11 protein-coding genes and 1 tRNA gene are annotated in these 12,295 nt (G+C 44.1%); 11 read left to right on the plus strand and 1 reads right to left on the minus strand.

Annotation, left to right across the window (positions count from 1 at the left end; genetic code table 11):
- The first annotated feature begins 19 nt into the window (after nt 1-19).
- The 7 genes from FFL34_RS09445 to FFL34_RS09475 all read left to right on the plus strand — a co-directional run bounded on the left by FFL34_RS09445 (nt 20) and on the right by FFL34_RS09475 (nt 5,104).
- Nucleotides 20-1,591: a putative polysaccharide biosynthesis protein gene (locus FFL34_RS09445; protein ID WP_138603241.1), complete on the plus strand. Its 1,572-nt coding sequence runs from the start codon at nt 20-22 to the stop codon at nt 1,589-1,591.
- A 2-nt stretch (nt 1,592-1,593) separates the two neighbouring features.
- Nucleotides 1,594-3,045, plus strand: coding sequence for a bifunctional methyltransferase/pyrophosphohydrolase YabN (yabN, locus tag FFL34_RS09450; protein ID WP_138603242.1), 1,452 nt, complete (start codon nt 1,594-1,596; stop codon nt 3,043-3,045).
- A gap of 5 nt (nt 3,046-3,050) precedes the next feature.
- Nucleotides 3,051-3,308 (plus strand): RNA-binding S4 domain-containing protein, encoded by a 258-nt coding sequence (locus FFL34_RS09455; RefSeq protein ID WP_138604712.1) that lies wholly within the window; start codon nt 3,051-3,053, stop codon nt 3,306-3,308.
- Between the two features lie 59 nt (nt 3,309-3,367).
- Complete coding sequence (yabP, locus tag FFL34_RS09460) at nt 3,368-3,667, plus strand: sporulation protein YabP (RefSeq protein WP_138603243.1); 300 nt, start codon at nt 3,368-3,370, stop codon at nt 3,665-3,667.
- Nucleotides 3,664-4,263, plus strand: a complete 600-nt coding sequence (gene yabQ, locus FFL34_RS09465) for a spore cortex biosynthesis protein YabQ (protein ID WP_138603244.1) — start codon at nt 3,664-3,666, stop codon at nt 4,261-4,263. Before yabP ends, yabQ begins: the two co-directional genes overlap by 4 nt.
- A gap of 6 nt (nt 4,264-4,269) precedes the next feature.
- Nucleotides 4,270-4,650 (plus strand): FtsB family cell division protein, encoded by a 381-nt coding sequence (locus FFL34_RS09470; protein WP_138603245.1) that lies wholly within the window; start codon nt 4,270-4,272, stop codon nt 4,648-4,650.
- A 73-nt stretch (nt 4,651-4,723) separates the two neighbouring features.
- On the plus strand, nt 4,724-5,104 hold the full coding sequence (locus FFL34_RS09475; RefSeq protein WP_138603246.1) for a S1 domain-containing RNA-binding protein: 381 nt from the start codon (nt 4,724-4,726) through the stop codon (nt 5,102-5,104).
- Between the two features lie 630 nt (nt 5,105-5,734).
- Here the strand turns inward: FFL34_RS09475 and FFL34_RS09480 are convergent.
- A tRNA-Met gene (locus FFL34_RS09480) sits at nt 5,735-5,808 on the minus strand.
- Between the two features lie 734 nt (nt 5,809-6,542).
- Here FFL34_RS09480 and spoIIE point away from each other — a divergent pair.
- From spoIIE to tilS, 4 genes are all read left to right on the plus strand, one after another.
- Nucleotides 6,543-8,996, plus strand: a complete 2,454-nt coding sequence (gene spoIIE, locus FFL34_RS09485; protein ID WP_138603247.1) for a stage II sporulation protein E — start codon at nt 6,543-6,545, stop codon at nt 8,994-8,996.
- A 136-nt stretch (nt 8,997-9,132) separates the two neighbouring features.
- On the plus strand, nt 9,133-9,873 hold the full coding sequence (locus tag FFL34_RS09490) for a VWA domain-containing protein (RefSeq protein WP_138603248.1): 741 nt from the start codon (nt 9,133-9,135) through the stop codon (nt 9,871-9,873).
- The gene (locus tag FFL34_RS09495) at nt 9,836-10,771 is read left to right on the plus strand and encodes a serine/threonine protein kinase (RefSeq protein WP_138603249.1); all 936 of its coding nucleotides are present in this window, start codon (nt 9,836-9,838) and stop codon (nt 10,769-10,771) included. The genes FFL34_RS09490 and FFL34_RS09495 overlap by 38 nt, the downstream gene beginning before the upstream one ends.
- A gap of 134 nt (nt 10,772-10,905) precedes the next feature.
- Nucleotides 10,906-12,291, plus strand: coding sequence for a tRNA lysidine(34) synthetase TilS (gene tilS, locus FFL34_RS09500; protein WP_138603250.1), 1,386 nt, complete (start codon nt 10,906-10,908; stop codon nt 12,289-12,291).
- The last annotated feature ends 4 nt before the right edge of the window (nt 12,292-12,295 follow it).

A 12,295-nucleotide genomic window follows, 5' to 3' on the forward strand; every position in this document is an offset into this window, starting at 1 on the left:
TTCAAGAAAGGCGTTTCTGATGGACGAAAAAAATACGGATGTAATGAAAGGTGCATTATTGCTGACACTGGCCGGGCTGGCCGGCAAGGTTTTAAGTGCCGGATACCGGATTCCGTTGCAGAATCTAACAGGTGATGTTGGTTTCTATATCTACCAGCAAGTATATCCGCTTTTAGGGATTGTCATTACTTTATCTTTATACGGCTTTCCTTCTGCTATTTCCAAGATGGCGGTTGAATTGAATGCACGGGACAAAGGTGTTTCTTTTCGCTATTTCTATTTTCCTGTCTTTCTGCTCTTATTCTTTATTACAACTGGTGTTTTTCTGCTGTTGTTCTTTAATGCCGAGAAATTGGGAGTGATGGTGGGCGATACACATTTGACGGAAACGTATAAACTAGCCGCCTTTGCATTTCTATTCATTCCATTTACTGCGTTGCTGCGTGGTGTTCTACAAGGGACAGGACGGATGAAGCCCACAGCCTACTCACAAATAGGAGAGCAATTTATTCGTGTGATCCTAATCATTACTGCTGCTATATGGATTTTCGGGAGTACGGCATCAATTTATCTGATTGGGCATGCTGCGGCTATCGCGTCCATGGCTGGTGCCGTGGTTGCTATTGTCATCCTGGTCTGGTTCTTCGTCCGAAACAGGCCGCCGTTATTACAGCGTCCGCCGATTTCCTGGCGTTATTATATCCATATGCTGTTAACACTCGGAATTGCCGCTGCCATGAATCATATGGTGCTCATTATTATCCAACTGGCGGATACAATTACCCTTGTACCTGGTTTGCGTGCGTTTGGGATGACAAAATTGGAAGCAATGACGGCAAAAGGGATATTCGATCGGGGCCAGCCGCTGATTCAGCTTGGTACCGTGTTAGGGTCATCCTTTGCGTTGAGCCTGCTGCCGGCAGTATCTGAACAAGCAGTCAAAGATAAAAGCACACTGCATCAATCCGTTCAACGAGCACTTGTTGTCAGTCTTTATCTGGCTGCAGGTGCTACTGCGGGGCTAATCGTGATTTTTCCTGAGGCGAACAGGCTACTTTTCCAAAATGTTGCCGGTACAGGAAATCTGCGCGTGCTAGTGATCGCTATCCTTCTCAGTTCACTTGGTATAACAGCAGCATCCATCCTGCAAGGACTTGGCTATGTAAAACGAACAGCACTATTTATTATACTTGCGTTTTCTGTCAAATGGCTGGGCAATACTGTGCTTGTACCGTATATGGGGATGGCGGGTGGTGCAACTGCGACAGTTATTAGTCTTGCGTGTCTCGCTATGATGATGCTGGTAACCTTAAAGCACAAACTTCCGCAGCTTGCCCCTGCTAAGCAGGTGAACTGGTATGCATTACTTGTAGCGATAACAGGAATGATCGCGTTTTTAATTGGGATGGACTGGCTGGTGGGACCGGTTATTTCCAGGACTGGGCTGTTACTGTACGTTCTTTTTATCTCAGCCACAGGGGGAGTAATTTATTTGCTGTTACTTGTAAGACTACAGGCTTTTCGTGAAACCGAATTATCCATGCTCCCGTTTGCCAGGCTATGGATACAATTGCATAAAGCGAGGGATTGATCATGTATCAGACTATCGAGATTATAGGACTTGGCGCAGGTGATTTAGACCAATTGCCACTTGGCATTTACCGGAAGTTAACTCGTTTAGAACAAACTGTATTTGTACGAACGAAGGAACACCCAGTCGTGAAGGAACTGCAGAAGGAAGGCGTTGAATTCGTGTCGTTTGACAACTTGTATGAAACGTCTTCGCAGTTTGGAGATGTTTATGAAGCCATTGTGAACGAACTAGTGGAGGCGGCCCGGATAAACCCTGTCATTTATGCTGTCCCTGGACACCCTATGCTGGCCGAGCAAACTGTCAAACATTTGTTAGAACAAGATAAAGTCCCAGTTGAAATTACGGGGGGACAGAGTTACCTTGATGCTTTGTTTACGGCACTGCAAATAGATCCAATTGACGGCTTCCAATTCGCTGATGGAACGGCATTCGATCGCAGTAAGTTGCATTACCGGCAGCACATCATTATTGGTCAGGTATACGACCGAATGACAGCATCCAATGTGAAGCTTGAACTTTTGGAGGATTTGCCTCCTGATTATTCTGTTAGTATTGTTGAAGCAGCCGGAAGTCAACAGCAAAACGTAACACAAGTTCAATTGGACCAACTTGATCGTATGTTTGAAAGCGTTCATAATTTAGTGTCAGTGTATGTACCCCCAGCTCCTGATGATCTGTTGCTGCATACGTTCAGGCGTCTGCACGAAGTTATTGCTGCATTGCGAGCGCCGGATGGGTGCCCATGGGATCGTGCGCAAACCCATGAAACATTGCGGCAGTATGCTATTGAAGAGGTTTATGAATTGGTTGAGGCGATTGATGAACAGGATGATGACGGTATTGTTGAGGAGTTGGGGGATCTCTTGCTACAGGTCATGCTGCATAGTCAGATTGGTGCGGATGATGGCTATTTTACCATTGATGATGTCATTCATTCGATTACACGAAAAATGATCCACCGCCATCCGCATATTTTTGCCGATCAGTCAGCAGAAACAGTCGATGATGTGTACCGGACGTGGGATGCATTAAAGCAGGAGGAGAAAGGCGAAGAGCGGACATCGGTGCTTGATGGTGTTCCTGCTGGACTACCGGGGCTGGCAAAGGCATTTAAACTGCAGCACAAAGCAGCAAAAGTCAGATTTGGCTGGGATAATGCAGAAGATGTGTTTGCAAAATTTCAAGAAGAATGGAAAGAATTTCAGGGAGCAATTGCCAATCAACCAAGTGAGGCAGTGGAAGCAGAGCTTGGTGATGTATTGTTTGTACTGGCGAATCTGGCGCGTTATTATAAAGTAAACCCGGAAATTGCCTTGAATCGAACAAATGAAAAATTCGTGCGACGCTTCACCTATATTGAAAAACAGCTAAAGGATCTCGGGAAAGATATACAAACGACTTCACTTGAAGAAATGGATTACTATTGGAAAGAAGCTAAGAGAAGTGAGTGATTGCATTGCGGTTGGATAAATTCTTGAAGGTATCAAGACTCATTAAACGCCGGACTCTGGCAAAAGAGGTAGCCGGTCAGGGGCGTATCAAGATTAACGGGAATAACGCAAAGGCGTCTTCTATCGTCTCGGTTGGGGATGAACTAGTGATTCAGTTTGGCCAGAAGGTAGTAACGCTGGAAGTAACATCACTGAGAGAGGCAGTGAATAAGGACGAGGCAACAACCTTATATCGCGTGATTAGTGAAGAAAAAGTGGACTAAAGAAAGTTCTATACTTGTCCTTCTTATCATAGAGTAATAATGACAAGGAGGGAAAGTGTATGAACTATTATCAAAATGATACCGTCAATCGGACACAACAGGAACATTCTGTCAAAATCAATAACCGAAAAGAACTGGAAATAACCGGGGTAAAAGAGGTTGACAGTTTTGATAATGAAGAGTTTTTACTGGAAACAGTAATGGGCTATCTGATTGTACGCGGCCAGAATTTGCAGATGCAGAACCTTGATGTTGGTGATGGCCTGGTTTCCATTAAAGGTAAAGTGTACGAGCTTTCCTATGTTGATGACCATCATCAGGAGAAAGCTAAAGGCTTCTTTAGCAAGCTATTCAAATGACTTTAAGTGTACAGTTCTTAACGATGATTTCCATGACTGCAGGCGGATTCTACCTCGGCATGATTTTGGATACGTACAGACGCCTGTCAATCCACTGGAAAAGTAGCCCATTCATGAAATACTTCATGGAAATCATCTTTTGGCTGACCCAGACGATGGTGTTATATTATGTTTTATTCCGAGTGAATAGCGGGGAATTGCGCTTTTATGTGTTTTTGGCTTGCCTGCTTGGGTTTTCCATGTACCAGGGACTGGCAGCTAATGTGTATAAAGCTTTCCTGGAACATATGATCCGGGTTGTGACAGCCATGTACAGGTTCTGCAAGCGAACGGTTCAGGTACTGGTGATTACGCCAGTGCTATCACTTGTCAGGTTCACTATCACCATTGCGGCATTTATTCTGCATGTACTGATAACCTTGCTGCATTGGCTTTTCAAAATCATTTATATTCCGTGCTTCTGGCTCTGCCGTCTGGTTTTTCGCATGCTACCTTCATCTTTCCAAGTGAATTTACACAAAGTTGCAGGATTTTATAGTAAAATAGAGAATACATGTAGGAAAAGGATAAAGGAATTGCTGTCCAAGAGGAGGTAGTGAACTTTGTCGGCTCATAAGAAAGCAGTCACACGACTAGATTCTAATTATATGCAGCAGTACGATGCCTACATAGCGAGACAACACAGAAAGAAAAAGCGGCTGGTGCGCCGACTCGTTTTATTTTCTATTGTCACCATGTTAATTGTTGGCGGCCTGACTGTTTACCATCTGAAACAGCGTTCACTGCAGGCGGATAAACAGGAACAATACGAGCAGTTGCAGGACAATCTTGCCAGTCTTGAGAAAAAAGAAAAGAATCTCAAGGAAGAGATTAGTCTGCTAAACAATGAGGAATATGTACTGGAGATAGCCAGAACGAACTATTTCTTCTCCAAAGAAGGCGAATTAATTTTTAAAATTCCCGACAAGTCCCCTTCATATTGACACACTTTTGCAAGACTGGCTATAATATAGTAGAAGTACACTTTTCAAAATTCTAAGGAGGAGCACTTTTTTTATGTCAATCGAAGTAGGCAGCAAGCTGCAGGGTAAGGTGACCGGCATTACTAATTTTGGAGCCTTTGTCGAAATTGAGGAAGGAAAAACAGGATTGGTTCATATTAGTGAGGTCGCTGACAATTATGTGAAAGACATTAATGAGTATTTGAATGTTGGTGACAGTGTGACAGTAAAAGTCATTAATGTAGAGAAGGATGGGAAGATCGGCCTATCCATTAAAAAAGCAAAGGACAAACCGCCACGCCAAAAGAGCCGACAGCGTACAGAGTCCTTTGAATCTAAAATGAATAAGTTTCTAAAAGATTCGGATGAACGTTTAGCCTCTTTGAAGAAGCACACGGAGTCCAAGCGGGGAGGTCGTGGTGCAAAAAGGGGATAGCAGTTTGCTGTCTATGATCAATTGATGCGAAATTTGATGCGGAATTCACCATATATAAAAAAGGCAGGCATTACCCAAAGTGGGATGCCTGCTTTTTTAGTACCACCAACTTATACAAAAATAGCAAAGTAAAAAAAGCAATCTTCATAAATTTTGTTAGCTTATAAGTGCAGTTGATATATAGTGCGACGTAATTACTGAAAGTTCTCTATAGGTACGACAACTTTTCGTGCACCGTCCGGGGTCGCTCTGGAGACCCCGCAGTGCAACGAGCATTACCTCTACCGAATAAGCTACGAGTTGCGAGGAGTGCTGCATCACTGAAATCACTTCTAACACGACGAGCACCCAGCACGAGGAGGCTCATCAGCTGCCCACGGAAAGCGACGAGCGAAACTTCCACCGAATAAGCTGCAAGTTGCGAGGAGCGTATGCTTCGCCGAATCAGCTTGCAACGTAACGAGCACACAAGTGTATTTCCGCAGCGGCGATTTAACACTTATACAAAGTTACGTCGCATTATATACAAATTGTTCAGCAGGGTTTCGGGGTGTGGCACAAAAAGCACAGACTTTAAAAAAAGAACCGGTTTCTGCACCGGTTCTTTTTTGTCTAATTATTTGGTTTGAATAGCGGCGGAGGGGATCGAACCCACGACCTTACGGGTATGAACCGTACGCTCTCGCCAGCTGAGCTACGCCGCCGAATTAGTCACAAATGATATATTACAACAGCATGGACGATGTGTCAATGGGGTTTTTGAATTGCTTAGGAAATTATAGATTTGGGTTGCTGTGGACAACTGAGGTACCAAATAAGTCACGTCCGGCTCCAGCGCTAAAGCTGTAGCGAGACTTCCTTCACCTCCGTACGATAAAGAAGACTTGCCGATCGGTGAAACCGGAGGCACCGGAGGCATAGTCGCACTTATACCCTTGTGGTGAAAGTCAACATCGACTCTAGAAGTTCAAGGAAGGCCGACTAAAATCGGGCTTTGCGCCCAACGTCGGCATACCCCGTATAGGGGCATGTTTCCTTTTCGCTCTCCAAGCATAAGGTTCACTTTGACTTTCGCCATTATTGGCGATAAGTCAAGTTCGTCTAATCTCCTGCGGCTAGTAGGGAAGATCGGCTAAGCCCGCCGCGATGCGCGGCAACGCCGACCCACCTGCGACGCGCAGGCGCAGTCCGTACGTCGCTACGACGCAAAGGACGTGCTAGTGCAGGCGTTGCGACAGGACGTCGCGTTCTTAGCCTGCCCGGGCGCTTGCGCCTTTGTTCTTCATTAGACATAAATAAACAGAATGTGGAATGTTATGTAGAATATCGCTTGTCTGTCTGGAAAGAAGTCGAACGATTTTTTGTTTCCGTCCTCTTGTTTTGACAAAAAAAGTAAGCATATTGTGTTTTAATGGGTTGCAAGAAGGAGTGGTTGAATATGATAAATTCTGTTCCAGAGCTCAAACCTGCCGCACGCGATGTGCATGATCGTTTCCTGGACAAGTTCCGTATAAAAATATCATCGGCACTAAAGACATTGCTGTTTGAAAAGGGTTGGCTGTTATATCTTGTCGGCTTTTTACTAGGAAGGGCAGTTATATTGTCCGTTGTTTCTCCTTTTGCTATCGCATTTTTAGCGACCATATGGTTTGTCCAGCGGGAGCGTTCCGCTAAAGTGATGCTCTTTGCTTTGTGTGGTGCCTTAAGCTATTCACTGATCCATGGCGCATTTATTACCTTAGCTATGTTTGTATTTCTTTTTATGGCAGGTCTTGTAAAACACACCCAAAAACAGCAAGTGCTGCTGCCGTTTATTGTATTCATTTCAACAGCGGCGCCAAGAGTGTTTCTTTACTCCATTGGTGATCAGTTATCATCCTATGAATGGATGTTGCTCTCGGTGGAGGGAGTCCTAGGAACTGTCCTAGTATTAATCTTTATGCAGAGCATTCCATTATTATCACCACAACGTTATAAACCTGCGTTAAAAAATGAGGAGATTGTTTGCATGATTATCCTCATTGCATCGATACTGACCGGCACTATCGGTTGGGAAATATATGATGCATCCATAGAACAGATTTTTTCACGTTATTTTGTATTGCTGCTTGCATTTGTTGGTGGAGCGGCAATTGGCTCAACTGTCGGAGTTGTCGCAGGTCTCATCTTGTCGCTGGCAGATGTAGCTAATCTTTATCAGATGAGTTTGCTTGCCTTTTCCGGGTTGCTTGGCGGACTGCTGAAAGAAGGAAAAAAGCCGGGGGTAAGTGCGGGACTCTTAGTCGGGACGTTTCTAGTTGCCATTTACGCGGACGTGGCTGCCGTGGTGCCTTCCTTAATGGAGACGTTAATGGCTATCATCCTATTTATTTTGACCCCGGCTAGCTTGATTAAGAAACTGTCTCGGTATATTCCTGGAACAGAGGAATACACGAATGAACAGGAGCAATATTTACAGAAGGTCCGCAATGTAACAGCAAAACGTGTGGAACAATTCTCCAATGTATTTGATGCACTGTCCAAAAGCTTCTCGGCAGCAGAGGACATAAAAGAAGATGATGTGGATGACAGACAAGAAACGGATTACTTTTTGAGCCAAGTAGCTGAAAAGACATGCCAGTCCTGTTTCATGAAAGAACGTTGTTGGCAGCAACAGTTCGACAAGACGTATTCATTAATGGAATATATGAAAAATGATCTTGCCGATGGAAGAGAACCTAATCGCAAATTGGTGCACAACTTTGAAAACCATTGTGTGAAATCCAAAAAAGTTGTTGACGCGATGAAGGAAGAGATTTCTTTTTATGAGGCGAATAAGCAGTTGAAAAAGCAAGTTACAGAAAGCAAACAGTTTGTTGCCGATCAACTACGGGGCGTGTCAGATGTGATGGATGATTTTGCTAATGAGATTCTAAAGGAACGGAAACATCATGAAAAACAGGAAATGCAGATTATGAATGCATTGCAGAATATGGGCATTGAAGTAGAAAAGCTTGATATTTATGGACTCGACAAGGGTAACATCGACATCGAAATGACGTTGTCTTTTTACGATTATCATGGCGAAGGGTCCAAACTTATTGCCCCGGTTCTGTCAGATATTCTAAATGAGATGATCATCGTTAAAAAAGAAGAGGTTTCTCCGTTTCCAAATGGCTATTGTCAATTGGCGTTTGGTTCGGCTAAGGAATACGTGGTGGAAACCGGGATTGCTAATGCGGCGAAAGGAGGCGGCCTTGTCTCAGGGGACAGTTACCGAACGATTGAACTTGGAGAAGGAAAGCATGCCTTAGCAATTAGCGACGGCATGGGTAACGGCCAGCGAGCAAATGAAGAGAGTGAAGAGACACTCCGGCTTCTTCAGCAGATTCTACAGACGGGCATTCCTGAAAAAGTAGCTATCAAATCGATTAATTCTATTTTATCACTTCGCACCCGGGACGAGATGTATGCAACGCTGGATCTTGCCGTTGTCAATTTGCATAATGCATTTGTCAGGTTTCTGAAAATCGGTTCTACACCAAGTTTTATTAAACGTGGTGACGAAATTATCAAGGTAGAAGCAAGCAACTTACCAATGGGGATTATTCAGGAGTTTGATGTAGATATTGTCGGTGAACAACTTAAGTCAGAGGATATTCTGATCATGATGAGTGACGGTATCTTTGATGGTCCAAAACATATCGAAAATACGGAAGTGTGGCTGAAACGAAAAATCCGTGAAATAAAAACAGATGACGCGCAAGAAATTGCTGATTTATTGCTTGAAGAAGTTGTAAGGACAAGGTCGGGCGCCATTGAGGATGATATGACAGTCGTTGTTGCCAAGGTACAGAAAAATGCACCACAATGGACGTCTATCCCTATTTACTCTGACGAAAAGGCACAGTAACCATCGATGGTCGAGGCAGTCCGATGTGTCCGCAAATGGCGGTTTTCATCGGGCTGTTTTTTAATAGCAGGCCACATGTATATTGTTCCCTGTTTGTGTCGATGATGATAGTGGATTCAACAGGGAGGTATGCTAGGTGAAAAAGGGAACATTGAAACAAATCTTGCTGATTACCGATGGCTGTTCCAATAAAGGGGAAGATCCTTCCGTTACAGCAGCATTGGCCCAGCAGCAGGGTATCGCTGTCAATGTAATTGGTATTCTCGATGATGATCAGACAGAAGAACCTGAGGGATTGCAGGAAGTAGAAGATATTGCAAACTCTGGCGGCGGTCTTAGTCAGATTGTTTACAAGCAGGCCTTATCCCAAACGGTTCAGATGGTAACGAAGCAGGCGATGACCCAGACCATTCAAGGATTTGTCAATCAGGAATTGAAGCAGATTCTCGGTCCGGAAAAGGATCTGGAAGAGATTGAGCCTGATAAACGTGGGGAGATTATGGAAGTTGTGGAAGACATGGGTGAAACGTGCGATTTGGAGGTTCTTATATTGGTCGATACAAGTGCCAGCATGCATGATAAACTTCCAACAGTCAAAGAAGCGCTGGTTGACTTGTCGATTAGTCTGAATGCCCGGATTGGCCGCAATCGTTTCTGTATTTATCATTTTCCAGGGAGACGCAAGGAAATGGAGAAAGTGTTGGACTGGTCTCCGAAACTTGATTCTATCTCCAGCGTTTTCCCAAAACTGTCCAGTGGTGGTATAACGCCAACGGGTCCAGCAATACGAGAAGCAATGTACCAATTTGGCAAGAAGGGCTTATTAAGGAGCTTGAGGGATGAAGATGAACCAGGCATGGAAGAAGCAGGGCATTAATATACGACCAGGGACAGTCATAACCGGCAAGTGGCACCAGAAGCGGTATGTCATAAAAAAGAGACTCGGCAGGGGTGCAGTCGGTACTGTCTATCTCTGTGAACAAAACGGCAGCTATGTAGCGTTGAAGATTAGTGACAGTGCTGCATCTATGACCGTGGAAGTGAATGTGCTCAAATCGCTAGAGAAGGTTCAAGGCAATCGTCTTGGACCTTCTTTACTGGATGTAGATGATTGGGAGGTTTCCTCTAATCATAAGTATACCTTTTATGTCATGGAATATCTCGACGGAGAGTCATTAGGCAGCTTTATTAAACGCCGCGGTCATGAATGGGCAGGTGTTTTAATGCTGCAGCTACTAGATGATTTGGAAAACCTGCATCAATCCGGGTGGGTATTTGGCGATTTCAAACCGGAAAACCTTATTGTAGTTTCTTCTCCACCAAGAGTTCGCTGGATTGACGTTGGGGGTACGACGCAAATAGGTAGGGCAATCAAGGAGTACACTGAATTCTATGATAGGGGCTATTGGGGAATGGGATCAAGACGTGCGGAACCAAGCTATGATCTTTTTGCACTGGTGATGGTATTTTTAACTGTCTGCTACCCGACTCGTTTTGAGAAAGGGTCCAATCCGAAAGCAACCCTATTTAAAAAATTGCAAGACGCAAAAGAGCTGCGTATCTACCGAAATTGTCTTAAAAAGGCTTTGCTCGGGCAGTATCAGTCAAGCGCTCAGATGAAAAAAGAGCTAATGCGTGTTATAACTGCAATGGATGGTCAGCGTCAAACGTTAAACAAGCCTACCGCTTCCGTTAAAGGTGCACCGCTAGCGGAGGGAAGTGGCATTCTGCTGCTTGCGTTGTTTTATTATTTATCCTCCTTGTTATTGCCATAGAAAAGCATATAACCTAACGATTTGTCAGATTATCGAATTGTGATAGGATAAGACAAATAGGAGCGTTATTAGAAAACAAATCAGTAAACTTCCATGTAGCGGGTCTACTGGGAGCTGATAGGGGATGGAAAGCGATGGATTCAAGCGTTCGTGCATTCATTGAAAAAAACCAATTGCTGAAAAAAGGTTCGACTGTATTAGTCGGTGTTTCCGGCGGTCCGGATTCGATGGCACTGCTTCACTTTCTCCAACGATTTAGCAATGTGTGGAATATCCGAGTTATTGCTGCAACCGCCGATCACCAGCTGCGAGGTAACGAATCACGTGAGGATGTTGCCTATGTTAGAAGGGTCTGCCATGCTTGGGGGATTGAATTGACAGAAGACACTTTAGATGTAACCGCCTATAAGGAAATGGAAAACTTGGGAACACAGGTTGCTTCCCGACACCTCCGTTATGCATTTTTTGAGAAAGAGATGGATAGATTCCAGGCAGACTATCTGGCACTAGGCCATCATGGCGATGATCAGGCAGAGACGATGCTCATGGGTCTTGCGCATTCGGCAAATGTAACGTCTTTAAAAGGGATACCCATGCAGCGTGCGTTCGCCAAGGGTCACATCGTCCGGCCGTTGCTATGTGTGACAAAAGAAGAAATCGAGCGCTATTGCCAAGAATGGTCCATCATACCAAGACGTGACCCCTCCAATTGTGAAAATACATACACACGCAATTATTATCGTAACCTTGTTCTTCCGCTATTAAAAGAAAAGAACAGTAATTTACACAGGACAATACAACATCTTAGTGAATCCATTCAAGATGATGAGGCATTTCTGACGACTAAGGCGGAGCAGATGTTCAAAGAAATTGTTGTCGTCAGTGAGGGAGAAAAGTCGGTTTCTTTTTCCGTTTCTGCCTTTTATAACTACCCTCGTTCTTTACAAAGACGTTTTATTCATCTAATATTAAATTATCTGTATGAAGATTATCCGAAGAAACTATCATACGTCCACGAGGAACAACTTTTTGCGATGATGAAAGAGAGTAGTGGGAACATAAAGCTCCATTTTCCGCAAAAGCTGAAGGTGGAACGTAATTATGAAACGATGCTATTTCACTTTCGGGATGAGCACGTATTAACGTACGATTTTTTGTTGGATGTGCCGGGGGAAGTAGAGCTTCCAAACGGATGGCGCGTTACTGCAAACTACACGAATTGCCCTGAAACAGAAGGCAAAAAAGTATATACTTGCTATAGGGCATCGGTCGCATTGCCTTTACATATACGAACACGCCAGGCTGGAGATCGGATGCGCTGGAACGGGTTGAATGGAAGTAAAAAAATAAAGGATATATTCATTGACGCTAAAGTTCCATTAAATGAAAGGGATACATGGCCGGTTGTAACTGATAATAATGGTAATGTATTATGGCTGGCCGGTTTAAAAAAGGGGTTGCCTCCAGAGCAAACGGAAGACGGTCCATTCATCCAACTAAGTTATGAGAGAAAACAATAGGAGG

The sequence above is a fragment of the Lentibacillus cibarius genome, assembly GCF_005887555.1.
In the GTDB taxonomy this organism is placed as follows: Bacteria; Bacillota; Bacilli; order Bacillales; family Amphibacillaceae; genus Lentibacillus; species Lentibacillus cibarius.

Coding starts and splice junctions, on each gene's coding strand:
- yabN (WP_138603242.1), top strand. CDS start 1,594: ATGTATCAGACTATCGAGATTATAGGACTTGGCGCAGGTGATTTAGAC.
- FFL34_RS09495 (WP_138603249.1), top strand. CDS start 9,836: ATGAAGATGAACCAGGCATGGAAGAAGCAGGGCATTAATATACGACCA.
- FFL34_RS09445 (WP_138603241.1), top strand. CDS start 20: ATGGACGAAAAAAATACGGATGTAATGAAAGGTGCATTATTGCTGACA.
- yabP (WP_138603243.1), top strand. CDS start 3,368: ATGAACTATTATCAAAATGATACCGTCAATCGGACACAACAGGAACAT.
- tilS (WP_138603250.1), top strand. CDS start 10,906: ATGGATTCAAGCGTTCGTGCATTCATTGAAAAAAACCAATTGCTGAAA.
- yabQ (WP_138603244.1), top strand. CDS start 3,664: ATGACTTTAAGTGTACAGTTCTTAACGATGATTTCCATGACTGCAGGC.
- FFL34_RS09475 (WP_138603246.1), top strand. CDS start 4,724: ATGTCAATCGAAGTAGGCAGCAAGCTGCAGGGTAAGGTGACCGGCATT.
- spoIIE (WP_138603247.1), top strand. CDS start 6,543: ATGATAAATTCTGTTCCAGAGCTCAAACCTGCCGCACGCGATGTGCAT.